At 71.0% G+C, this 24,106-nt stretch carries 19 protein-coding genes; 13 read left to right on the top strand and 6 right to left on the bottom strand.

Going from position 1 to position 24,106, the window contains the following annotated elements; all coding sequences use genetic code 11:
* Window positions 1-3: 3 nt before the first annotated feature.
* Window positions 4-912, bottom strand: coding sequence for an ectoine hydroxylase (gene thpD, locus ABD54_RS02935; RefSeq protein ID WP_047867886.1), 909 nt, complete (start codon window positions 910-912; stop codon window positions 4-6).
* Between the two features lie 511 nt (window positions 913-1,423).
* On the opposite strand from thpD, the gene ABD54_RS02940 reads away from it, so the two are divergent.
* From ABD54_RS02940 to ABD54_RS02955, 4 genes are all read left to right on the top strand, one after another.
* The gene (locus ABD54_RS02940) at window positions 1,424-2,086 is read left to right on the top strand and encodes an HNH endonuclease family protein (RefSeq protein WP_047867887.1); all 663 of its coding nucleotides are present in this window, start codon (window positions 1,424-1,426) and stop codon (window positions 2,084-2,086) included.
* A 378-nt stretch (window positions 2,087-2,464) separates the two neighbouring features.
* Window positions 2,465-4,939 carry an ATP-binding protein gene (locus tag ABD54_RS02945; RefSeq protein ID WP_047867888.1) on the top strand — a complete coding sequence of 825 codons (2,475 nt, stop codon included), beginning with the start codon at window positions 2,465-2,467 and terminating at the stop codon, window positions 4,937-4,939.
* A gap of 274 nt (window positions 4,940-5,213) precedes the next feature.
* The gene (locus ABD54_RS02950; RefSeq protein ID WP_047867889.1) at window positions 5,214-6,245 is read left to right on the top strand and encodes a hypothetical protein; all 1,032 of its coding nucleotides are present in this window, start codon (window positions 5,214-5,216) and stop codon (window positions 6,243-6,245) included.
* Between the two features lie 153 nt (window positions 6,246-6,398).
* Entirely contained in the window at window positions 6,399-7,691 is a 1,293-nt protein-coding gene (locus ABD54_RS02955; protein WP_047867890.1) for a DUF6891 domain-containing protein, read from the top strand.
* A gap of 95 nt (window positions 7,692-7,786) precedes the next feature.
* On the opposite strand, the gene ABD54_RS02960 is transcribed toward ABD54_RS02955, so the two are convergent.
* Entirely contained in the window at window positions 7,787-8,290 is a 504-nt protein-coding gene (locus ABD54_RS02960; RefSeq protein WP_082166660.1) for a DUF3995 domain-containing protein, read from the bottom strand.
* Between the two features lie 101 nt (window positions 8,291-8,391).
* Entirely contained in the window at window positions 8,392-10,362 is a 1,971-nt protein-coding gene (locus ABD54_RS29320; RefSeq protein ID WP_082166656.1) for a serine/threonine protein kinase, read from the bottom strand.
* Between the two features lie 825 nt (window positions 10,363-11,187).
* Here ABD54_RS29320 and ABD54_RS02980 point away from each other — a divergent pair.
* From ABD54_RS02980 to ABD54_RS27715, 4 genes are read left to right on the top strand one after another with little or no spacing between them, the layout of a single operon-like run.
* Window positions 11,188-13,533: a type IV secretion system protein gene (locus ABD54_RS02980; protein WP_082166657.1), complete on the top strand. Its 2,346-nt coding sequence runs from the start codon at window positions 11,188-11,190 to the stop codon at window positions 13,531-13,533.
* 19 nt (window positions 13,534-13,552) lie between these two features.
* Window positions 13,553-14,227 carry a hypothetical protein gene (locus tag ABD54_RS02985; protein ID WP_047867892.1) on the top strand — a complete coding sequence of 225 codons (675 nt, stop codon included), beginning with the start codon at window positions 13,553-13,555 and terminating at the stop codon, window positions 14,225-14,227.
* A 4-nt stretch (window positions 14,228-14,231) separates the two neighbouring features.
* Window positions 14,232-15,410: a bifunctional lysozyme/C40 family peptidase gene (locus ABD54_RS02990; RefSeq protein ID WP_047867893.1), complete on the top strand. Its 1,179-nt coding sequence runs from the start codon at window positions 14,232-14,234 to the stop codon at window positions 15,408-15,410.
* Window positions 15,403-16,161 carry a hypothetical protein gene (locus tag ABD54_RS27715; RefSeq protein WP_152691978.1) on the top strand — a complete coding sequence of 253 codons (759 nt, stop codon included), beginning with the start codon at window positions 15,403-15,405 and terminating at the stop codon, window positions 16,159-16,161. The genes ABD54_RS02990 and ABD54_RS27715 overlap by 8 nt, the downstream gene beginning before the upstream one ends.
* A 106-nt stretch (window positions 16,162-16,267) precedes the next feature.
* On the opposite strand, the gene ABD54_RS02995 is transcribed toward ABD54_RS27715, so the two are convergent.
* Window positions 16,268-16,819, bottom strand: a complete 552-nt coding sequence (locus ABD54_RS02995; protein ID WP_013151206.1) for a thymidine kinase — start codon at window positions 16,817-16,819, stop codon at window positions 16,268-16,270.
* 363 nt (window positions 16,820-17,182) lie between these two features.
* Here ABD54_RS02995 and ABD54_RS03000 point away from each other — a divergent pair, with 363 nt between their 5' ends.
* The 3 genes from ABD54_RS03000 (at window position 17,183) to ABD54_RS03010 (ending at window position 19,643) form a co-directional block, all read left to right on the top strand.
* Window positions 17,183-18,043 carry an ion transporter gene (locus ABD54_RS03000; RefSeq protein ID WP_235431950.1) on the top strand — a complete coding sequence of 287 codons (861 nt, stop codon included), beginning with the start codon at window positions 17,183-17,185 and terminating at the stop codon, window positions 18,041-18,043.
* A 253-nt stretch (window positions 18,044-18,296) separates the two neighbouring features.
* On the top strand, window positions 18,297-18,668 hold the full coding sequence (locus tag ABD54_RS26930; protein WP_053063512.1) for a hypothetical protein: 372 nt from the start codon (window positions 18,297-18,299) through the stop codon (window positions 18,666-18,668).
* 405 nt (window positions 18,669-19,073) lie between these two features.
* A complete protein-coding gene (locus tag ABD54_RS03010) occupies window positions 19,074-19,643 on the top strand; it encodes a DUF5956 family protein (protein WP_235431948.1) in 570 nt (189 codons plus the stop codon).
* A 144-nt stretch (window positions 19,644-19,787) separates the two neighbouring features.
* On the opposite strand, the gene ABD54_RS03015 is transcribed toward ABD54_RS03010, so the two are convergent.
* Window positions 19,788-20,723, bottom strand: coding sequence for a hypothetical protein (locus ABD54_RS03015; protein ID WP_235431951.1), 936 nt, complete (start codon window positions 20,721-20,723; stop codon window positions 19,788-19,790).
* A gap of 178 nt (window positions 20,724-20,901) precedes the next feature.
* Window positions 20,902-22,068 (bottom strand): DUF695 domain-containing protein, encoded by a 1,167-nt coding sequence (locus ABD54_RS03020; protein WP_047867897.1) that lies wholly within the window; start codon window positions 22,066-22,068, stop codon window positions 20,902-20,904.
* Window positions 22,069-22,300: 232 nt separating this feature from the next.
* Here ABD54_RS03020 and mnmA point away from each other — a divergent pair, with 232 nt between their 5' ends.
* Together mnmA and ABD54_RS03030 are read left to right on the top strand one after the other, a co-directional pair.
* Window positions 22,301-23,389 (top strand): tRNA 2-thiouridine(34) synthase MnmA, encoded by a 1,089-nt coding sequence (gene mnmA / locus ABD54_RS03025; protein ID WP_235431949.1) that lies wholly within the window; start codon window positions 22,301-22,303, stop codon window positions 23,387-23,389.
* Between the two features lie 184 nt (window positions 23,390-23,573).
* A complete protein-coding gene (locus ABD54_RS03030) occupies window positions 23,574-24,104 on the top strand; it encodes a DedA family protein (protein ID WP_047867899.1) in 531 nt (176 codons plus the stop codon).
* Window positions 24,105-24,106 lie beyond the last annotated feature (2 nt).

The following is a 24,106-nucleotide window of genomic DNA, read 5'->3' on the forward strand; positions in this document are numbered from 1 at the left end:
CGGTCAGCGGCCCACTGGGGCGAACTCGCGCGCGGAGAGGAACTCCGGGCGCGGGGCGGAGGCGCTGAAAGGTCTTTCGCAGGCGTTCTCGACGCTGTTGAAGACGATGAAGACGTTGGACCGGGGGTAGGGCGTGATGTTGCCGCCCGAGCCGTGCATGCAGTTGGAGTCGAACACGGTCACCCCGCCGGCCGGGCCGGTCAGCACGTCGATGCCGTGCTGGTCGGCGAGGTAGGACAGGGAGCTCTTGTCCGGGGTGCCCACGTGCTGGCTCTTGAGCGAGGCGCGGTAGTGGTCGTCCGGGGTCTCGCCCACACAGGAGACGAACGTCCTGTGCGATCCCGGCATGATCATCAGTGCGCCGTTGTGCGCGTAGTTGTCGGTCAGGGCGACCGAGAAGCTGACCGCCCGCATCCTCGGCATGCCGTCCTCGGCGTGCCAGGTCTCGAAGTCGGAGTGCCAGTAGAACGAGCCGCCGCCGAAGCCCGGTTTGTAGTTGACGCGGCTCTGGTGCACGTACACGTCCGAGCCCAGGATCTGGCGGGCGCGGTCGACCAGGCGCGGGTCGTTCACCAGGTCGGCGAAGACCTTGCTGACCTTGTGCACCTCGAACACCGAGCGCACCTCGTCGGAGGAGGGCTCGACGACCAAGCGTTCGTCGCCGCGCAGTCCTGGGTCGGAGCTCAGCCGCTCCAGTTCGGCGCTGTAGGCCCCGACCTCGTCGGGGGTGATGAGGGAGTCGATCTGGGTGTAGCCGCGCTCACCGTAGGCGCACAGCTCGTCATGGGAGAAGGGGCCCTCGTCGGTCCCCCAGACGGCGGGGTCCCTGCGGTAGAGCAGGGCGGGTTCGGTGCTCTTGCGTGTGGGGTATTCGTCCGCGGTGCTGGTCGGAAGGTCCATCTGCAGAGTCATGGTCGATCCCCTGGCGGGGCTCATCCTCTCCGATGTCGACGGTTTCTCCTACGACATGCGAACTTAACAAAGGGCAGGCAAGCCTACTTACGGCTTCTTTATGTGCGGTGTTTAGTGTCCTTTTTGTCGGGTAGGACAGTTATACTCTATGGGGGAAATCGTGAGGGCCGCCGGTTTCCCTTTCTGCTCTTATCCTTGCCGCGGGGGCGGGTCCGGTCGTTCACCTGCATGGCATCACTCTGAGTGAAATTTTATGAACTGAGAGTGAGTCTTCCCAGGTCGTCCGGCTTTGCCCTTCGCCTCCGGGATTGCTTGTGAAAGAACACACTTTTGTTGTGTGCTAGATCACACAAATAAGGTTCAGGGGCTGGTGCAGAACCCCGGGAGAAGTGCCGGGACGTCATCCCCGATTCCGGCGGAATTTCCCCTGGGGGTACTGGTGGGAGAGGAGCGTTTGCCGCACAGTGGTGGGGTCCGTGCTTTCCTCCCACCCGCTCACAGAGGAGAAAACGTGCCCTCCCCCCGTCCCCGTGCGCTTCCCCGCGCGCTCGCGGCCCTCAGCGCCGCGGTCCTCGCCGTCGTCACGGGCTGGTCGGCCCCGGCCGCCGCCGACCACGTCCTGCCCCCGGGCATCCCCAGCACCTCCACCGCCCAGAGCCAGCTCGACTCCCTCACCGTCCGGACCAAGGGCCCCCAGACCGGCTACGACCGCGGCCTCTTCCCGCACTGGAGCGTCGTCGACAGCCCCTGCACCGCCCGCCAGTACGTGCTCGTCCGCGACGGCCACGACGTGGTGACCGACTCCGACTGCCAGCCGACATCCGGCCGCTGGTACAGCACCTTCGACGACGTGTGGTGGGACGGCGACGTCTCCCAGATCAGCGTCGACCACATGGTCCCGCTCAGCGAGGCATGGAAGACCGGCGCGGCCGACTGGACCACCGAGCGGCGCCGCGACTTCGCCAACGACGTCGACTCCCCCCAGCTCTGGGCGGTCACCGTCAGCAGCAACAGCGCCAAGGGCGACAAGGACCCCTCCCAGTGGATGCCGGACAACACCGCGATCCACTGCGACTACGTCAAGGCGTGGATCAACGTGAAGCACCGCTACGACCTCACCGTCACCTCCGCGGAGAGGTCCGCCGTCCAGGACACCATCGACACCGCCTGCTAGGGCTCTCGGGTCAGCGGGCGGTCGTCCGGGCCGACCCGCGAGACGGTTCGCGCGGGTCGGCCCGGTCGGCCTTCCGAGCGGAACCGGCGTTGCGAGGGGCAGCCCGGTGGTCGCGAGCCCGAAACGATCCGGGGAACACGACCCAGCCGCCACCTGGTGGGACGCGTGCCGACGGGCACGTCTCCGCCACCGCCGCAGGTCGGGCCCGTCTCCCCCCGGGGGGCGGGCCCGACGCCGCCCTCCGGGGTTCTGGCGCGCCGTAACCCCGTCCGCTTCTCCCGTTCCGGGGCGATACTCCACTATGAAGGGGGCGAGGGCGGCGGGTCCGGGTAGGAACGACGGAACCCCGCCACGCGACGCGACCAGAAGGGCGAAGAGATGACCGGCACCAGGGGGACCCGTGGCGCGACCCGCCTCGCGGTCCGCTACTTCGACGACCGCGTGCTGTTCAGCGACAGCGAGGCCTGGGCCTACTTCCGCCTGCCCACGGTCTCCTACGAGTTCACCACGCCCGAGGAGCGCCAGGCACTGGCCACCAACGTCACCATCGCCCTCGCCGCCATCCGCATGAACGACGCCGAGGTCCACCTGCGCGTCGCCCACCGCACCTATCCGGCCGCGGAGTGGGCCACCCGGCTCGACGCCACCTCAGACTCCGGCCCCGGCTGGTACGACTACCTCGACGAGACGTACCGGCACGTGTGGGCCAAGGACTTCTGGACCAAGGAGGTCTACCTCGGCGTCCGCCTCGGCCAGCGCAACGTCGGCGCCGGGCTCGGCCTGTTCTCCCAGCTCTTCGGCGCCTACCAGCGCACCGAACAGGTCCTGGGCATCAACGACGACGCCGTGGACGACCGCGAGATCGCCCGCTGGACCGACCAGGCCGAGCGGCTCGGCCGCGCCCTGGCCGCCAGCTCGCTGCACGCCCGCCACGCCACCTCCGACGAGATCGCCTGGCTCATCCGGCACGCCGTCAGCGGCACCGCCGAGGAGATCCGCCCCTCGGCGGCCGGACGGCGCACCTGGGGCCGCGGCGAGATCGAGGCGCTGGTCGACGGCGTCGTGCACAACGGCCGCTCCTCGCTGCGCCTCGAACAGCCCGCGGGGTCCACCCACGTCGCGTTCCTGTCCTTCGCCCGCTTCCCGGACCTGATGCCCTTCCCCGACGGCGAGCCCTGGATGCACCACGCCGACGCGCTCCCCTTCCCGGTGGAGATGTCCCTGCGGATGAAGCTCATCCCGCCCGCCAAGGCATCCAAGGACGTCGGCCGCAAGCTCGCCCACGCCCGCGACATGGACGCCCACATCCGCGAGGCCGGGGTGGAGGCGCCCATCGCGCTCGCCGAGCAGATCGACGCCGCCCGCATGCTGGAGCACGGCATCACCAAGGAGCGCCTGCCCTTCGTCTACGGCTGGCACCGCCTCATGGTGTCCGCGCCCACCGAGCGCCTCCTCGGCCAGCACGTCGAGGCGGTCATCGAGCACTACCGCGACATCGGCATCGACGTCATCAACTCCACCGGCGACCAGTTCTCGCTGTTCAACGAGTCCCTGCCCGGCGACCGCATCCGCCTCAACGCCTACGCCCAGCGCCAGCCGCTGCGCACCATCGCGGGCGGGATGCCCACCGCCACAGTGGACGTCGGCGACCGCGTCGACCACTCCGGCGGCGGCTGGGTGGGCCCCTACGTCGGCGAGACCATCGGCCGCGCCCGCTCGATCGTCCACTTCGACCCCATGGTCGCCGCGGCCCGCAACCGCCCCACCGCCATCGCCATCACCGGCGAGCCCGGCGGCGGCAAGACCACCCTCGCCCTCCTGCTCATCTACCAGCTCGCCCTGCGCGGGGTCACCGTCGCCGCAATCGACCCCAAGGGCGACGCCGAGTCCCTCGTCGAACTCCTGCAAAGACGCGGCCGCAAGGCCCGCATGATGTCCCTGGGGTCGGCCCAGCCGGGCCTGCTCGACCCCTTCGCCTTCGGCGACGACCTGTCCGCCAAGAAGACCATGGCCACCGAGACCCTGCGCCTGCTCCTGCCCCGCATGAGCGAGGAACGCGAGTCCGCCATGATCCAGGCCGTGGCCGCTGTCGCCAACCAGCCCCAGCCCTCCCTGGCCAAGGTCGTGGACCACCTGGTCTCCTCGCCCGGCGCGGCCTCGCGCAACCTGGGGGCCGTCCTGCAGTCCATGTCGGAGATGCGGTTGGCCAGCCTGTGCTTCGACCCCCAGGGCGAGGCGCGGATCGACACCGAGGGCTGGACCACCGTTTTCACCCTGGGCGGGCTCACCCTGCCCGACTCCGGCGTGGGCCGCGACGACTACTCCTACGAGCAGCGCCTGTCCGTCGCCCTGCTCTACCTGGTCTCCCAGTTCGCGCGCCGCCTGATGAACGGCCTGGACCGGCGCCTGCCCAAGGCGATCTTCCTGGACGAGGCATGGGCCGTCACCTCCACGCCCGAGGGCGCCAAGCTCGTCCCCGAGGTCTCGCGCATGGGCCGCTCCCGCAACACCGCGCTCATCCTCGTCTCGCAGAACGCGGGCGACCTCCTCAACGAGCAGGTCACCAACTGCCTGTCCTCGGTGTTCGCCTTCCGCTCCAGCGAGCGCTTCGAGGTGGAGAGCGTCATGTCCCTGCTGGGCGTGGAGACCAACGAGGACCACCTCGCCGTGCTGCGCAACCTCGGCAACGGCGAGTGCCTGTTCCGGGACCTTGACGGCAGGGTCGGACGGATCGGCGTGGACCTGGTCTCGGAGAACCTGCTGCGCTGGCTGGACACCAACCCCACCCGCCAGCGCCCTGGCGAGGAGGAGGGAGACCTGGTGCCGGCGGGCGGACGCGACGAGCAGCTCTAGGCGGTCATCCCAAACTGTTGCGGGTGTGAAGCAGGAGCCCTCTCCTCCCGGTGATCCCCGCTGCTGGAGGCGCTGTGGGACGCGGACAGCGCCTCTGGACGCGAGGTCACGGGGGAGGAGGCCGGCGGCCGGGCCTCTCCGGTCACGGCAGTGCGCGGCGCCCGGTTCGGGGCGCTCCCGGGTGGGAATCTCCTACCCTGTCGGGTTCCGTCCCGGGTGCCCGACCTCACCAGCCCCGGCATTCCGACCCCCCACCGCTCACGAGGGACCGCCCATGCGTGAGGACGCCATCCGGCCGCGACCCGTCATCGACCCCGCCCCGCCCGCTCTCCGGCGCCGGGAGGCCCTTCCGGGGGTGCAGCCCCCGGGACCCCCGCCCAGAGGCGGCGGGCCCGCCGAGGCCCGCCCGCCGCGGCTGTCCGACAGCGGTGTCCACCTGCTCGGCGTCGGGTTCACCACGACCCTGGCGCTGGTCACCGCGGGCTGGTACCTGGGCATGGTGATCGCCAGCGTCAGCCTCGTCGCCTACGTCGCCGCCCTGGCCTTCCGCCGCGACGCCCACCCCGCCGTGCGGGCCGCGGGCGCCGCCGCGGGAGCGGGCACACTGGTCGCCGCACCGGCCTGGCTGATGGACGTGGTGCCGCAGGACCCCTCCCCGGGCATCCCCTGGGTGGTCTTCGGGGTGCTCGTCGCCGTAGTCACCGCCGACACCCTCACCTCGCGGGTGCGCCGGACCGACCGGGAGCGGCACCCGGAGCGGGTGGTGCTGCCCGACGACGTCAGCGAGGGCGACCACGCCCTGCTGGTGGAGGTGCAGCGCACGATCGACCTGGTGCGCGGGGCCCGGGTCGAACTCGGCGGGGACTCCCTGGACACCGACCGGGCGCTGACCGTCCTGCGCGAACAGGAGTGGCGCATCGCCTCGCTCCTGGCCCGGCAGCGCGAACTGCGCCGCTCCCACCAGCGCCGCTGGCAGCGGGCGGTCTCACCCCGCGTCAGGGAGGCGCTCAAACCCCAGCGAGAGCACCTGCACGCCGTCGAGGAGGCGGTGCGCGCCCGGGTCGCCCAGATCACCGAGTACGGACGCCTGGTCGAGCAGGCCGTCGCCGCCCACCGGGAGTGGGAGCAGTGCCAGGAGGCGGTGGACTCGACCGCTGAGTACACAGAGCACCTGGCCGCGGCGGGCTTCCTGGGCACACGGGCCGCGGACGTCGCCGAGCTCGCAGCAACCGCCGCCCTCGCCCGGCAGGTCCGCGACGAGCGCGTCGGCCGCCTGGCCGGACACGACCTGGTCGCCCACGGGTGAGCCCCCGAGGGCACCGCGTCCGGGGACGCGCGGCCGTGGGCGGCGGCCGCCGGGCAGAGGTTGTGACCTGCGTCGCGGTAGTTGTCCGGATGCGGACAGTGGTGACTTCGGCAATCGTCCCCAAACACCTCCCGCTTCTGACACATTGGGCGAATGAGTGAAGTCAGGGAGAGCGTCCACCCCCTCACCTCCGCCAAGGAGACGGTGGCGGTCGGGGTCGCCTCGGGCCGGGACGGGTTCGTCGAACTCCTCCGGGACGCCCGCCGGAGCCTGCTCGACACGCTGGAGGACGGCGACCCCGGCGGGCGGGAGGTCCGCCAGGCCTCCGCCCAGCTCCACGACCACGTGGACCGGGCCCTGGCCGAGCACGTCCAGCGCCAGCGCCGCTGGCCCGCCCGCACCGACGGAGAGCGCCTCACACGCGCCTTCCGCTCCCTGGACGAGTCCGGCGTCATCGCCCGCGAGGAGTTCACCTGCTGCGAGCGCTGCGCCAGGACCGCCCTGGAGGGTGAACTCGCCGCCCGCAACTCCCGGCCCGCCGACACCCCCGCACGCGGGTACGCGTTCTACCACGACCAGGACGCCGCGCACGCGGTCGCGGGGTCCTCGCTCACCATCGGCTTCGGGGCCAGCCACCCGATCCGCCGCGCGGCCGTCGGCGAGGAGGTCGCCGAGGCCCTGCGCGCCCACGGGCTCACTGTCGAGTGGGACGGCGACCCCGACCGCAAGCTCCACGTCGGCATGGACTGGAACCGCCGCCGCTTCGGCCGCGGGGCCGCCTTTCCCGGACCCGCCGTGGACGGCGAGCCCATGGTCCACGTGTCCTTCAACAACCCGGGGCCCTACGAGGTCCCCGAGTGGGTCTCCCACTACCAGGGCCGTGTGAGCGTCCGCGAACTGTCCCGGATGGTCCTGCCCTGGCTGCCGCGCTTCTTCGTCGCCACGCTGAGCAGCGACCGGGGCCACACCATCGCCCTCGAACGCGACTTCGACCTCCTGCGTGTCCGGCACGGGCCGGCCTTGTCCCGCGAACGCGTGGAGGAGCCCCTCAGCCGCTGGGTGGTGGGGGCCGTCTGGCCGCGCGAGGAGGCCCGCTCCGCCCACACCGGGCTGCTGGAGGTCCACTACGCGGACGCCGCCGAGGAGGGCCTCGGCTTCATGGACTACGCCGAACCCCTGGAGACGGCCGCCGCGCGCCTGGTCGTCCACCGCCTCACCCCGATCAAGGGCACGTTCGCTGTCTTCAGCGCTCCCGGCGGCGCCGTCGTGCAGATGGTTTGGGAGAGCGGCCCCCGGCTGTGGATGGAGACCCCCTCGCCCTCCGAGGCGGTGTCTCGGGGCCGCCACGTCACCCTCTCCGAGGCGGAGGAGACGGTGCGCGTCCTAGCGGAGGAGGGGCGCGTCGCCCTGGGGGACCTGGGAGAGCTGAAGGTCACCCACTGGTGAGCGGTCCGGAAGCGGCGCAGGGGCCGGTCGGCCCCACGCCCGCGACCGGTCCCCGCGGTGGTCCTCGGCGCTGACCGGTGTCCCGCGGCGCGCTCTCAGGAGCCGCCGCTGGCGGCTGCGCGCGTTCGCGCGAACCCCAGCGCGGCCAGACCGAAGACGAGTCCGCCGACCAGGAACCAGGGGTTCCACAGCAGCAGCGTCCACATCCGCTGTTCCGGGCTGACGGTGATCTCCCTGCCCGCGGTGTCGGCCAGCAGCATCACCTCGACGGTGACGGCGCGCAGCAGCAGCACGGCGCAGACGCACCAACCCAGGGTCCTGACCACCCCTCCCGTCGGGCCGGTGGGTCGCGGTCTCGAGAGGAGCCAGCCCAGTGCGCCGCCGACGAGGCACAGCAGCCCCACACCCCACGGGCCCACCGCCACGAACCACCTTGGGCGTTCCGCGGACACGGGGCCCGCCGAGACGCCCAGACCCCAGTCGCCGCCCAGCGCCCAGTAGAGGTGGAGCACGGCGAAGGCGACCGCCCAGGCGCACGCGACGCGCCCCCACAGCCCCGACACCGCCCCGTCCCCCCGGTCCCGCGGTTTCTCGTGCATAGCGAGCAGCATGCCACCGCCTCCGCGCCCCGGCGCCCACGGCGCCGTGGGAAACGGCGCGCCCGGCCCCCGGGGCCTGCGCGAAGGCTCCAGGGGCGATGTCAGCGGAAGCCCGCCCCGAACCCGAAGTGGGCCCGCGCCCGCGCCGGAATCAGCAGCAGGCCCGCGACCGCCAGGTTCACCAGCAGCACCAGAACGTAGACCGGCAGCTGTTCGGGGGCGTAGACCACCACCGTGAACATGTTGAGCACCAGGACCACCGCCGCCACCATCTGCAGGAGCACGACGCCCCCGTAGACCAGCCGCGACCGGGTCATCAGGGCGGGCGCCGCGACCGTCGACAGCAGACCCCAGACGTAGAGCTGGGCCACGGAGGCCCCGTTCACCTCGGCCCCGCTGGTGGACTCCACGGTGAACAGCATCGCGAGGACCAGCAGGTAGAGCCCGTTGAGGACCAGCATCACGGCCGCGGTGACCACGGTCGCGGGCATGCCCCTCCGGGGGCGCTCCCACGGCATCCGGGCACCGGTGGCCGGGCCGCCGTGCCCGGGGAACATCCCCGGGTGCCCCGGGCCGCCGACCGGCTGGCCGGGCAGCGGGCCCCGCCCCGTCGGAGTGCCCGCGGAGGGGAAGGGGAGGGAGAACTGGTCGGTCGCCCCGGGGGGCGGGGCGAACTGCGGCCCGGGCTGGTGGCCGGTCGCGTGCGGCGCCTGCGGGTAGGCCCCCGGACCCGTGCCGGGGCCGTGCGCGGCCGTGCCGCCGACGAGGTTCGGACCGGTGCGCCCGCCCGGGAAACCGGGGCCGTTGGGACCGGAGGGGGACGCGGGGTTGTGGTGCCCGCCCGCGAACCCGGGCCCGTTGGTGCCGCCCGGGCTGTGGGGTCCGCTCGGGAACGCCGGGGCGCCCGGTCCGCCCTGAGGTCCGCCGGGTCCGTTGGGGCCGCCCGCGAACCCGGGCCCGTTGGGTCCGCCCGGGGCCGCGTGCCACGGCGGGTGGGGGCCGGAGCCGGGAGCGCCCCGGCCAGGGCTTCCCTGACCGGCGGCGGGGGACGGCGGTCGATAACCCCCCGAAGGACCGGTGGGCACGGCGCCGCCGGACCCGCTCCGGGCCTCGCTCCCCGGAGCCTTCCACGACCCGCTGTCCGCGCCCTGGGGGCCGGTGGGGGGAACGGGTCGGCCCCCGCCGTCGGGGGAGTCCTGCGCCCGGGCGCCGACGCCGCCGTCCTCCTGCGCCTGTCTCTCCCGCTCCAGGAGGGCCAGCGCCTCGGCGGGGCTGGGCCGCGCCGACGCGTCCCTGGCCAACAGCGCCGCTATCAGCGCCCGCAGCGGCGCGCTCGCGGGGCTGTGCTCCACGTCGTCCAACGACAGCCGCGGGGGCATCGGTGCGGTCAGCACCGCGCTGATGATCCCTGTGACGCTCTCCCGTTTGAAGGGCGAGCGGCCCTCCAGGAGCGCGTACAGGGTGACGCCCAGGCTCCACAGGTCTGACGCGGGCAGCGCGCGCTTGCCCTCGAACCGCTCCGGCGCCATGTACTCGGGCGAACCGATGTACACGCCGGTCTGGGTGAGGGCGGCGCCGCCGTCGACGTTCGCGATCCCGAAGTCGGTCAGCACGGTCCGGTCGTCGTCGGTGAGCATGATGTTGGCGGGCTTGACGTCGCGGTGGGTGACCCCGCCCGCGTGCACCGCCTTCAGGCCCCCGAGCAGTGACCTGGCGGCCTCCTCGACCCGCTCCACCGGCATCGGACCGTGGTGGTCCAGTCGGTACTGGAGGGACTTGCCGCTGAGCAGCTCCATCACGATCCACGGGCTGTCCTCGTGTTCGAGGACGTCGTGGACCGTCACCACCGCCGTGTCGCTGATCCGCGCGGTGGCCTGGGCCTCGCGCAGGGTGCGGGCGTGCGCCTCGGCGCGGGCCTCGCGGTCCATGCCCTGGGGGAGGAGGACCTCCTTGATGGCCACGTCGCGCTGGAGTGAGGGATCCCAGGCGCGCCACACGGTGCCCATCCCGCCGGCGCCGAGCCTCTCCCGCAGCTCGTAGCGGCCGACGGAGGAGTTGCCGGAGCCGGACATAGGCGCGCATCCCTTCGGGGGGCGGGAGAGGGGTGACGATGCGCAGGACAATCTATCCGAGAAAAGCCCTACAGCAGCACTTTGTGACACTCGTCCATGTTTCCTGAACCATTCTCCCCCGATTGCCGGCAGTTCCCCACGCCTTGGTGTGGGGGTGGCCGGTAGCGGTCACCTGCGCGGCGGGCGTGCCGCGCAGGGGAGGCGGCGGGCCCCCGTCCGACGCCCGCTGCCCGGGGGCCTCGCGGAACCGGGCCCTCCCCCCCAGCCGGGCGGGTCCAACGCGGTGGCCGACAGGGGGACGAGGGACTGTGCAGGCCGGGAGGGACTGTTGAGGCGGAAGGGAACAGGGCGATGCCGTTGTGGACCTAGGTCAGGTTTCGGTCCTGCGGCAATGCGGGCTCGGGGTTCCACCGAAGGCGGTTCTGGCATCGGGTATCAGTCCGTTTGATGGTCTGATGTCCGCTTTTTGTGATGAAACTAGATGTGACGCCCCTCATAGTGTGGAGGCGGCTAGGAAATTGTGGCCTTGTGGTTTCCGGGTGTTTCGGAAGACCGTTCGCGCCCACTACCTGCGTAAACGTTGACAGAGGTGGTCTTTGTCCTCCAAGGTCTGGCCGCATCGGGGGAGAGAAGGGGAAAACCCGACGCGTTGCGACCGTTCCCCGACCCGGTGATGACGCACCATAGAGGATGGGGTAGAGACATGCGGGGGCCTTGCGTTCGCGCACGACCGCGTGCGGTGTGCACGTGTGCACGGGCGCGTCGACGGGGCCCCGGTGTCTGCGAACATCGCCTTCGGCCGAACCACGACGCAGGAGCCAGCAGATGACGCATCAGCACGTCCGACGGCGGGGATGGCGACGCCTCCTGATGACGTTCCTCATGCTGACCGGTCTCGTCGTACTGCCCCTCAGCGGGGCGCAGGCGAACCCGTTGTGCCCGGGCGAGCCCGCGCCGCTGCCGGAGTCGGCGGGAAGCGGTTCCGACGGCCTGCTCGTGCCCCCAAGGTCTCAGTCAGCTGTTGAAGGCGCTCCTGACGGACTCCCTCCCGATGCCAGCATGTACGGCCAGTACGGCACGGCCGGACAGCAGTGGCACATGATCACGGAGTCCTGCGTCGACGGGATCAGCAACGGCGCGCAGGCGACCCTGGCCAACACGGCCTGGGACCTGTCCAAGACCATCAACCAGTCGACGATCACGGTGTACCAGGCCGCGACCTCCGACGGTCTCCTCGCCAGTTTCAACGAACTCGTCGAGAACGTGGTCGTCACGCTGCGGGAGGGGATCTGGCGCCCGCTGATCCCCACCGTCGTCATCCTCGGCGCCCTGTGGTTGGGCTGGTACGGGCTCATCCGGAAGAGGATGACGCTCACGATCGAGTCGAGTATCTGGATGATCGGGGCGACGGCCCTGGGGTTGTGGATCCTCGTCAACCCGGCCCAGATCATGGGTATGGCCAGCGGCCTGGTGAACTCCGGCAGCCAGCTGGTGACCAGTACGGTCGGGCAGATCCCCTATGGGGGAGGGTCGGGGACCTGCCCACCTGGTGCAGAACCTCCGGAGCGTGCGGACTGGGAATCGGAAGCTGACTTCCAGGTCAGACGTAACGCGGACATGCTTTGGTCGAGTTTGGTATGTCAGCCTTGGGTTTCAGGGCAATTCGGAAACGGTGACGTCGCAGAGGATGCGTCGATCGATCATGCGATGAACCTGATCGCTGCTCAAGGGATCAGTCGGATCGAGCAGCAGCAGATTCGCGATGGGGAAGTTGAAGCAAACGCCCTGCTGGAGGAGAAGCAGGATTCTTATGAAGCCATCGCAGCTGACATTCAGTCCACCTATCCCAGCGTCTACCCCCTCTTCTCGGGTGATGACCAGGGAAGTCGCCTGGGAGTGGCCACACTCGCACTTTTCGCCTCGGTCTTCGCAGGGGGCTTGATCCTCGCGGGGTCCGTGGCGCTCATCGTGTTGAAAATCGCCTTCCTGCTGCTCTTCCTCCTCGCACCCATATTCCTGCTCATCGGAATCCACCCGGGCTACGGACGCATGGTCCTGCTGCGCTGGGTCGAGCTGATGATCGGCTTCCTACTCAAACAGATCTTCGTCGTACTCCTGATCTCGCTCCTGGTCATGTGCTACGGCATGGTCATGTCCGCCAGCCTCGGCTGGGGCCTGCAGATGATCCTGCTGGCGCTCTTCACCGTGGCCCTCTTCGTCTACCGCAAGCCCTTCGCGTACCTGTTCTCCTCGGTCAACGCGAACACCTTCACCTCGCGCATCGTCAGTGACGCCGCGCAGAGCCAGGCGCTCAGCAGGAGCGCGGTGGTGCTGCCTCCGGTCGCCAACCTCAAGGCGCAGGCCTGGGGGCTGCGCCGGGGACCGCAGATCGCCGGAGCGGCGGCCGGAGTACCCGCGGGCGGGGGAGCAGTCCCGAACGGCGGTGTGGACACGGGGGTCGGCGACGAGGTCCCGGCCGACGGCGGTCCGGTCCGCGCGGACGGGGCGCGGGCACGCGGCACCGCCGGGTACGGCAGAGTCCGTGACAACGCGGCCCCGCCCCTCAACGTCACCAGGAGCGCCCCGGTCGGCGGCGGTGGCGGCACCCGGACCGCCGGGCCCGCGCGCAGCGGTGACCAGGCGCCGAGCCTCTCCGGTGGCAGCGCGGCCTCCGGTGCCATCCCACCCCGGCCCAGCGGCGGCTACACCGGTACCGGCGACAGCGGCTGGGCCTCCGTGTTCGGCACCGGTTCGGGGGGCCGCGGCGGTTCCGAGCGCCGGGACGGCGGTGGAGGCGGCGGTTCGGTGTTCGGCGGTGGCGCGCCTGCCGCCGGAAGCGGACGTGCCGCGAGTTCCGAGCGGCCCGAACCCAGCACCGGACAGGGCATCCTCGGCGGTCGCGCGGACACCCCGGCCAGGGGCAACCCGAACGCCCGGGCTTCCCGCTGGGGCTCAGCGAGGGAGCGGCGCGAACGCCCCGCCCCCCAGCGTCCCGCCCGTCCCGCACCCTCCGGCGAGAGCCGGGGCCGGGGGGACGGTGACGGCGGCTGGCTCACCGGTTCCGGCAAGCGCAGGGACGACGCCCCCATCACCCCCTTCTGGGGGGAGAGCAGTTCTTCCACGACGAGGGACCGCAAGCGGGACGTCCCCTTCTGGTTGAACGACGACTGACGAACAAAGGCACGAAGCGATGCCCAACCCTCTCCCCGAACGCGCCCAGCGGGCTGTCTTCATCGGACTGATCGTCGTGCTGGTCGTGTTCGGGCTCTACCTCAGCCTCGGAGGTTTCGGGGGCGCTGAGGAGGACGAGCCCTCCGCGGCCTCCCCGGAACCCGGAACCGCCCAGGAGGAGCCGCCGGGCGGACCCGGCGGCCCGGACGGGCTGTCCACCGTCGAGCCGAGCCCGATCCCGACCACCGCCGCCGAGGACGTGGACGTCCTCGACTGGTTCCCCTTCACGGAGGCGGAGCTCCAGGCAGCCGGGTCGGCGGCCCGGGCCTTCACCGAGGCCTACGGGACCATCGACTACACCCAGTCCCCCGAGTCCTATTACGCCTCGATGGAGGAGCTGGCCACCCCCGAGTTCGCCGGGGTTCTGGCCGAGACCAGCAGGGTCGGCGCCTTCTGGAACGAGATGGCCGAGGCCGAGGCCGTCGCCGAGGGGCGGGCCCGGGTCGACTCGGTACGGACCTTCGGCGCCGACTCGGTCACCTTCGTCGTGACGGCGCAGTCCATCACCGAGACGGGGAGCGCCGAGTTCGACGAGGACCTCGGTGAGTTCGCCGTCACCGTGGTGCGCAGCGGCGGTGCCTGGAGGGTCTTCGACTTCCAGCCCGCCGACGCCGGACAGTTCGGAGAGGAGTGACCCCGTGATCTCCCTTTTCACCCGCAGACCCTCCGACAGGGGTGCGGCGGGCCTGTGGTTCGGCGCCGCCGTCGCTGTCACGGTCGCCCTGATGACCATGTTCGCGATGCTGGTGATCCCAGTGATCACCAACACCACTCAGCAGATCGGCTCCATGATGGCGAACGGCCTGGTCTGCGGGCCGGACACGGACGCCGAGCAGCCGGATGCGAGCGGCTACGCCATGAACTCCATCCCGGAGAACTACCTGCGGATCTACACGGAGGTCGGGGAGGACCGCGGGATCCCGTGGAACATCCTGGCGGGTGTGGGCCAGGTGGAGTCCCACCACGGGCGCTGGGAGGGCCCGGGGATCACCGAGGGGCACAACGACTGGGGCGCGGCCGGACCGATGCAGTTCGGTTCCCTGGACGGCTCCGCGGCGGGCAACAGTTGGGGCGGCGAGCCCGTGCAGCCTGTGGACGAGCGCCCGGAGCAGGGGTACGGCGTCGACGGGAACGAGGACGGGATCGTCAGCGTCTACGACCCCGCCGACGCGATCCCGGCCGCCGCCGACTACCTCATCGCCCACGGCCTGAAGGAGGACGTCCGGCAGGCCGTCTACGGCTACAACCACGCCTGGTGGTACGTGGACGACGTGCTGGACTGGGCAGAGCAGTACGCGGAGGGGGAGTACGACACGTCGGGTTCCATCGAGGCCGCGGTCGCCTGCCAGCTCGACGCGCAGGGCGCCCCGATCGGGAGCGCTCCGGACGAGTTGACCCAAGCCGTGGTCGACTGGGCACTGGCCCAGCGCGGGAAGCCCTACATCTGGGGCGGTGTCGGCCCGACCGGGTTCGACTGCTCCGGTCTGATGCAGAAGGCCTACGAGAGCATCGGCGTCACCATTCCGAGGATCTCCCAGGACCAGTGGGGTTTCGGCCCCGAGGTCTCGCAGGGGGAGGAGCAGCCGGGTGACCTGGTGTTCTTCCATGTGAGTCGGGCGGGGGAACCCCCGGGGCCGGGGCACGTGGGAATGGTGATCGGTGACGGGCTGATGGTCGAGGCCTGGTGCACCAACTGCGGACCGATCGCGGTGCGCGAGTACGATGACCCCAATCGTGCGGACGTCATGGGTTTTACCCGTCCGCTGGAGCACCCTGACGTGCAGGCCCAGTTGGAGGCGCAGGACAGCCGTGGTTGACCAGAAGGCACCGCCCAGCAAGCAGGGACTGCACGGGTGGAAGGCCGCTGCGGCGGTTTTCGGGTGCGGAACCTTGGCGGCCTTCGGGGTTTTCGGAGTGCTCGTCACGATAGCCGGGCTCCTGCTCAATACAGCTTCCACCGGTGTAGAAGATCCTGAGTACTCGGTTGGTGCCGAGCAGACCGGGGAACCAAGGCAGGAACTTGAACCCGGCGGTCTAAATATCTGCGATGACTACCTACCGCGGATATCTGATATCGACATTTCCGAGTCTATTTCAAGCGAGCACTCAGACGACGCATTGGATTCTGACCTTGACGCTAGTGATGGTCGCGTTGTTTCTGGTCAGTGTTCATTTTTAGTGAACCCGATGTATGGAAATTCGACTTCCTGGAGCTTTGACTTTGACTACCATGTGATCGTTCGTGATCCAAGTGGAGACAGGGACCATTTGGCTTCTGGCCTTCTTGCTCAAAGGGTGGCGGATGCGAAGGGGTATTTTGCTTCGGTGGATTCTGAATCTGAGCACCCTTGGTCTGATAGTTCTCACTCGCTCTATGGGATGACTTCAGCCTCTGCGAGTCGATACGTTGTTGTGTCGCAGACGCGGAGCGCTGTTTATTCGGTGAGCTTCACCGGGGATAAAAATAGTGTCGAGGGAGGTGTAGTCCCGGAAGCGGATTTCGAAAGGCAAGCGAGAGACCTTGTTGAGCGCCTGCAGGGAAGACTTTTCCTGGTTATTCCTGGTTAGTAAGATGGCATGTGTTCTGTCTTGTATCGCTTAGCCCCTGCGAGGGTGATTGGAAACTGCTGTCAGGAGTTTCGGGTGGCCGTGGGCGTCCACGGCTCTGGCCCGCTCAGGCGACTCCGGCCATGAAGTGGTGGCGGCACAGGGTCGCGTACGACTCGTTGCCGCCGATGTGCACCTGCTCGCCCTCGTAGATCATGACGCCGTCCACCACGCGCGCGTTGTGGGTGGCGCGCCCGCCGCACCAGCAGCGCGCGGACACCGGCAGGACCTCGATCTTGTCGGCGAGTTCCACGAGGCGCTTCGAGCCGGGGAACAGCTGCCCCTGGAAGTCGGTGAGGATCCCGTAGCAGTACACGTCGATCCGCATCCCGTCCACCACGCCCGCGAGCTGCCCGACCTGCTTGTAGGACAGGAACTGGGCCTCGTCGCAGATGACGTACGGGGCCTTGCGGTCGGCGATGTCGTCGTACAGGTCCAGGTCGTCGCCCACCTCCACGGCGGGGGACTCCAGGCCCAGGCGGGACGAGATGATGCCCGCTCCGGCGCGGTCCTGCTTCGTGTACAGCACCCCTTCGCCGCCGCGTGAGTGGTGCTCCTGGAGGGCCATCGTGCTCTTGCCCGAGTTCATCGAACCTGTGAAGTACTTCAGCTCCGCCATGTCTCTTCCTGGGTCGCGGGCATTGGCTCTGTCGGCGGCTCGTGCCCGCAGCCGTGTGGGGCTTCCTGCCGTGGCCAGCAGCGAACATACCAGTGACGGGCCCGCTCTCCCGAACCACCGCCAGTCGTCCCGCCGACCGGTCACCGTGTTCCAGTTCGCAGGCTTCCCGGGGGCTTCCCGAGGCGCTGGGGTGCCGCGTGCAAAGAATTCCTTTTCGGTATATTCGGATGTCTCTTGTCCGAATCGTTCGGAACGGGAATCGCTGAGGGGGAAGTGACATTGCGGCGTGCCCAGGTCGCCCGGTTGGTCGAGAGCCAATGGTTCTCCAACATCGTGCTCGCGGTGATTCTGGTCAATGCCGTGATTTTGGGATGGATGACTTATGGGGGTTCCACCCTTCCGTATCTGGTGATCATCGAGTACGTCGTCGTCGGTGTGTTCGTGGTCGAGATGGCCCTCAAGATCCACGCCTGGCGGGGACGGTTCTTCCGGAGCGCCTGGAACTGGTTCGACTTCCTGGTGGTGCTGGTCTCGGTGGTTCCGGCCACCGGCCCGTTCGCAGTGCTCCGAATCCTGCGGGTGCTGCGGATCCTCAGGGTGGTCACCGCCGTCCCGCAGATGCGGCAGATCATCACCGCGCTGTTCAAGGCCATGCCGGGGGTGGGGACGGTGATCGGACTCCTCCTGGTGGTCATCTACACTTCCGCGATCATCGCCCACCAGCTGTTCGGTGAGGCCGTGCCCGAGTTCTTCGACAACCTGGGCACGTCGCTGTACACGATGTTCCTGCTGATGACGACGGAGGGCTGGCCGGACGTCTCGGACGCGGTGCTGGCGGAGCATCCGACGGCCTGGATCTTCTTCGTCGGCTACATCGTGCTGACCGCGTTCATCATGCTGAACCTGGTCATCGCGGTGATCGTCACGTCCTTGGAACAGGAGATCAGCGAGGCCCGCTGGGCCGAGGACCAGGAGCTGGAGGAGGTCCAGCACGAGGCGGTCATGAACCGGCTTTCGGAACTCGGGCAGCAGGTCGAACGCCTGGACCGCATGCTGCGCGAGCGTGACGCGGCCCCCGGCGCCGACGGCCTTGCGGGGAACGTTCAGGCGGACCGGGCGACGCAGACAGCCCAGGCCGTCCAGAAGGTCCGGCCCGGGGAACCCGCCGAGCCCGTCAGGCCGGGTAACGGGGACGCGGCGCAGCCGCCTTCCGCTTCCCCGTAGCGGAACACCCGGAAGCCCGGGGGAGGGCTTCCGGGTGTTTGCGTGTCTGTGTATCTGTGAGGTGCCTTGCGGGTCGGGCCGTTCTACTCGGTGGCCCGCAACCGCCTGGACGCCACCGCCGAGCCCGAGGTCCTGGACTGCTGGTCGGCCGTCGACCTGGACATCGACGCGTTCCCGGACACCAGCTCCACCCCGTTCATCGTCGGGCCGAGCCGCTACCAGGCCGTGGCGGCGCCCGTGGTCGTGGGGACTGGTGGACGCGATCGCCCAGCGTGCGGCCGAGCTGGCCGCGGCTCTGGGAGAGCGCCTGGCCCCGCCGCTCCTGCTGGCCCTGGACGAGGTCGCCAACACCGCGCCGCTGCCGAGCCTGCCCGCTCTGATGTCCCAGGGGCGGAGGCCGGGGCCCGGACCCGCTCTTCCCGCGGTCATCCGGCCCGCCCCGGCCCGCCAGTACTCCCCGAGCCCGGCCTACCGGTCCGCGCTGCCGTTGGAGGCCGTGCAGCGGATGCCGCCGCACGACGCGTGGCTGTGGTGGCGGTCCGAGCCGCCGCTGCAAGTGGAGACCCGGCCGGTCGGCCTCGCCGAGGGGTACCGGCGGGTCAGCGACTACATCCCGAAGCCATGACCGGGCGCCGCCGCCCGTGTCCGGACTGCGGGGCCGCCGCCCGCCGCGAGTCCGTGTTCTGTGTGGAGTGCGGTGTCCGGCTGCCGGAAAGGCGTCGCGGACGGTGGGCCGGGTACCGCGCCCGGTGGACTGCGGCCGCGGTGCGCGCGGTTCTGCCGGTGGCCGCTCTGTTACGGGTGCCCGCCTCGCTGACCGCCGATCCGAGTGCTCCGGTGGGGAGGAACTCGTCGTTGCGCCGACGTGGCCGCTCCCGGCCAAGCGGCCGGTCCCTTCGCCCCTGGTTCCGGCCCTCGCCGCGCGATAGGAACGGGTGGTAAGCACTCCTCGATACCCCCGGGAAGGCTGCTGTCCATGAGCGGCGCGCCGCGAGACGAACACCGGACCTCCGACAAGCGGAAGGAGACCATGGCGGAGCTGGTCCACTTCCACGTGGGCGGGCGCCGCGAGGACCTGAGCGGGCGTTCGTGGTCGGAGTACCCCGTCCTCCCCCTGCCCCCGCACGAGTCGGACACCGGCGAACACCCCGAACTCCTGGGCAGGAGGTTCGTCGAGGTCCCCGAATCCGGCTGGCACGCCCTGGTCGCCTGGGCGGTCGGTCCCGAGCACGCGGTCCGGTGCCCGGAGCGGCGCACGCCCTCCCCGGTGCACGTGACCTGTGAGAGCCGCGGAAGGCGCGTCCAGCGGTGGGAGGAGAGGACGCGCACCGACCGGGCGGGCGTCGACCACGGCATCGACGACTTCCTGACGGAGGCCGGGGCCCCGCCCCAGCCGTGCGGTTACCGGTGGTTCGCCGAGCTGCCCGAGGGGTTGCGCGACGGCGATCACCTCTTCGGCTCCTTCTCGTCCCACCTGGCCTCGGTCGGCTCGGACGAGCGGGACTCGCCGGGGATGCGCCGGGCTATGAGGAACCTGGCCCGCCGCCTGTACGGCGACGCCGCCCGGTCCGCGTTCCCGGACCCGCCCGGCGGCCACTGAGGGGTGTTCGGGGGGCGGTCCCGCGCGGCGCGGCGAAGCACGGGGCGGCGGGGTACGCCCGTACGGGGTGACAGCGCGAGGACCGGGGCGCTCAGCGGCCGGTCGGCCGGGCCGGGCACGGCGTCGTCGGGCCCGCGCGGCGCCTCACGCCGTGACGGCCTCCACGAGGCCGCGGCGCTCACCGGGTTCCTCGGGCCGCAGCGCACGGGACACCCCGAGCAGGTCGGTGGGCGTGCCCGGCTCCGGGATCAGGCTCGCCACCGTGCCGTCGCCGAGGCGCGTGCGCAGCTCGCTCGGGTGGCCGTCGGCGTGGTGCACGACCACCGCCTCGCCCAGGTCGCGGCACCACGTGCCGGGGAAACCGCAGCCCTCGTCCAGCCCGGCGTCGGCCGAACGCGCGCCGTCCCACGTCAGCACGTGCAGCGGCGCCCCGTTCCCGTCGCGGTAGGTCAGGCGCAGACCGTCCTCCACCTCGTGCACCTGGGCCAGCGACCAGCCCGGGTGGTCCAGCACCGCGATGGTCCGCTCGAAGGACATGATCTGCGCCCGCGAACGCTCGTCGGCCGCCCGGGCGAGCACCGCGTCCCCCACGGCGGGCAGCGCCGCCAGCAGCGCGGCGATCACCGCCACGGCGGGCAGCACCCCCGGACGCCAGCGGTCGGACGGCAGGTCCAGCAGCATCGAGGCGCCCATTCCCAGCGTCGCGACGGTCCCTGACAGGAAGGCGGTGTTGGCGGCCGTCCCCCATGGCAGCGGCATGACCTCCGGGGCCAGGAACGCCGCGACCACGGGCGTGACCACGGCGGTGGCCGTCACGAGCGCGGCCGACGCGAAGGGGTGGTTCACGCCGGACCTCTCCAGCCACTGGGCCGAGAGCCAGAACATGAGCAGGACGCCCCCGGCGACCACCGGCGCGAGCAGCAGCACCCCCTGGCCCGCGCCGCTCATCGTCAGGGCGCGGGCGGTGTCCCAGACCCCCACGGGGAACAGGGACATCAGCGGAGCCCCCACCAGGCACAGGGCGAGCGTCGCGCCGACCGCGGCGACCCGGGGCCGACCCGATGGTGCTCGTGGCAGCACACCGTCCAAGGCCGCATCATCCTCCTGGCGGAAATGACACGTTACGCCTCTTGTGGCTTGGGGGCCAGATGTGCAAGGCGGGGTTCGGGCTTGACCCTGACGCCCCCTGAGCCGTCAGTGGACCAAGATCCGGTAATCCGCCGCCCCCGCGGCGGTCAACGACCGCCCCCGCCGATCCCTACTCGCCCAACTGGCGGCGGAACGGCCTGCGCGCGGCGTTGAACTGCGCCCAGGACGGGTCGAGCTGGCTGCGCAGCTTGACCTCCCCCTCTGACCAGTCCGTCAGCACGGCCTCGAACTCGGGCAGCACACCCGAGTCCGGGGCCAGGTAGTAGCGGTAGTCGCGCCTGCCGCCCACGGTCTGGCGCATGAACAGCGCGCCGTTGTCCCCCAGCACGCCCGAGATCCGTGCCTCCAGGTCGTCCAGTGCCGAGGCGGAGGCGCCTGTGGGCAGCCTGTCCTCGTCCGTGTGCGTGTACGGCACGATCACCTGCACGAACAGGGTGAACGCCGGGAAGTCGCGACGGGTCAGCGGGTGGCGGAGCACGATCTCCACCGCGCCCTGGAGGGGGATGCGCCCGTGCAGTGTCGCCCAGCCGCCCGACCCGCCCAGCATGTCCGCCATCTGCCGCACCACGGCGGGCATCGACGTGGGCGGCAGCGGGTCCAGCGGCGGCTCGTCCAGCGGCGCCGTCTCACCGATCCACCGCACCCGGTCGTCCTCGCCCAGCGCCAGCAGGGTGACGTGCTCGGCCAAGGCGGCGCGCGTGCTCTCCGGCAGGAACATGTTGTCGGGGTGGTACACGCCCACCTCGACCCTGCCGGTCGCGTGGTCGACCCGCATGGACACCGACACGTGCGACAGGTCGAGCTCGTGGTCGTCCAGGTCGACGGTGGAGGAGAGCTGGTCGTGGTCGGCGGGCCGCACCGGCCGGAACAGCCACCGGGGGTCCTCGGGGGCCGAGCGCGCCCAGCGCTCGGACAGGATGCGCGCCTCCTCCGAGCCGCCGGGGCGCAGCGTGAGGGCGTAGGCGGGGCCGTCGGTCAGCCGGGATGGGTCGTCCAGGGCGGCCAGTTGCTCCAGGAGTTTGCCCGGGTCCACGTCGGTCGACAGGTCGAGGTCCTCCAGGCCGCCGCTCGGCTTCGGTGCGCGGCCCACCTCCCACTCCATGTCCGGGTGGATGGAGCTGACCAGCGCGGTGACGCGCTCGGACACCTCGGTGGGCACGGGCTGGTCCGACTCGACCGCGCTGGCCAAGGCCTCGCGTTCGGCGGGCCAGGCGTCCCAGAAGGCGGTGACTGAGGAGGTGGAGTCGGCGGATCGGCGACGACGGAACAGAGCCATGCCCCGATTTTCGCAGAAGCGGACGACCACACTCGCCGCCGCGTCCGGGGTCGTCCGGCCGACGCTCGGCCGTCCCCGGAGCGCGGCCCGGCCCCACCCCCGGGCGCCGCCGTACCTGCCCGCCGGGTCTGCCCTTCGACCCCCGGTACTGGCCCTGTGCCCCCCGTCTCGGGTCCTGCCTCGCACGGCCGGGGACCCCGTCCCCGCCACGAGCGCATACCCTGGACCCACTATGACTTTGCGTGTACTCGCCGCCATGTCGGGCGGGGTCGACTCCGCGGTCGCCGCGGCCCGTGTGGCCGAGGCGGGCCACGACGTCACCGGTGTCCACCTGGCGCTCTCCAAGAACCCGCAGTCCTACCGCACGGGCGCGCGCGGCTGCTGCACCGTTGAGGACTCCCACGACGCGCGGCGGGCCGCCGACGTCATCGGCATCCCCTTCTACGTGTGGGACATGTCGGAGGAGTTCGACCGCGAGGTCGTGCAGGACTTCGTGGCCGAGTACGAGGCGGGCAACACCCCCAACCCGTGCCTGCGCTGCAACGAGAAGATCAAGTTCGAGGCGGTGCTGGACCGGGCCGTCGCCCTGGGCTTCGACGCCGTGGCCACCGGACACCACGTCCGCAAGGTCGACGGGCGCCTGGTGCGCAGCGTGGACGCGGCCAAGGATCAGTCCTACGTGCTGGGCGTGCTCAACGCCGAGCAGTTGGAGCACGCGGTGTTCCCGCTGGGGGACTGCACCAAGGACGAGGTGCGCGCGGAGGCCGAGCGGCGCGGCCTGTCGGTGGCGGACAAGCCCGACAGCCACGACATCTGCTTCATCGCCGACGGTGACACGGCGGGTTTCCTCAACCGGCGCATCGGCGAGCGGCCGGGTCCGATCCGGGACGAGGACGGCGCGGTGGTGGGCACGCACAACGGCTCGCACACCTTCACCGTGGGCCAGCGCAGGGGCCTGGGCCTGGGCGGCGCCGCCCACCCGCGGTACGTGCTGTCCATCGAGCCGGTCGACAACTCCGTCACGGTGGGGCCGCGGGCCTCCCTGCGGGTGGACGCCATCACCGGGGTGCGCCCGGTGTGGAGCGGCAGCGAGCCCCTGACCGGGCCGACCGACTGCCACGTGCAGTTGCGCGCCCACGGCGAGGTATACGCGGCGAGCGTGTGGCAGCGCGAGGGCGACGGCGGCCCCGAACTGGTCGTCCGGCTCGCCGAGCCCGCGTCCGGCGTGGCCACCGGACAGGCCGTGGTGGTCTACCAGGGCGACACGGTGCTGGGGTCGGCCACGATCTCCGCCACCTCCAGAACCGGGGCCGCGGTCTGAGGGAGGCCGGTTCGGCTGTCCGCGCGAGCGTGTGCACGGGTCGCCCGGAGGGCCGCCCGGAGGGCCGCCCGGAGGGCGCGACGGCGGCGGAGTGGGCTGTCCCACCTGGTTCGTCGCCCGCGGTCCCTTGCCGAACTTAGGTAAGGCATAGCATAGTTGCGGGGCGAGGTGAGGGGGCCTGCCCATGCCGGAGTTCGATTTCCTCGACGGCCAGCCGTTCTGGATCGTCTACTTCACGCTGCTCGGCGTGGTCCTGTGCCGTGCCCAGGCCACCTACTGGATCGGCCGCGGCCTGGGTGCCGGGGTGACCCGCAGCCGTACGGGCGCCAGACTCGGCCCCCGGCTGGACGCCGCCCGGCGGCGCATCGACCGCTACGGCGCGCCCGTGGTCACCCTGAGCTTCTGCACCGTCGGCGTGCAGACCGCCGTCAACCTCGCGGCGGGCGCGATGCGCATGCGCTTCCCGCGCTACCTCGCCGCGATGTTCGTCGGCTCGCTGATCTGGGCGGGCCTGTGGGGCGTGGTCATCGGCGGCCTGGTGGGCACCTGGCTCTCCCTGTTCCTCGACTCGCCGTGGGCGGCCCTCGGCGTGGCCGCGCTGGCCGCGGCGGTCGTGGCCGTGATGGTGCTGCGCGCCCGCCGCTCCCGCACCGCCGAGCACGCCCCCGAGGAGCCCGAGGGCGCCGCCGCCCCCCACCGTGCCTCCGCGGGTTAGCC

This window comes from Nocardiopsis sp. RV163 (genome assembly GCF_001029525.1).
Taxonomy (GTDB): Bacteria; Actinomycetota; Actinomycetes; order Streptosporangiales; family Streptosporangiaceae; genus Nocardiopsis; species Nocardiopsis dassonvillei.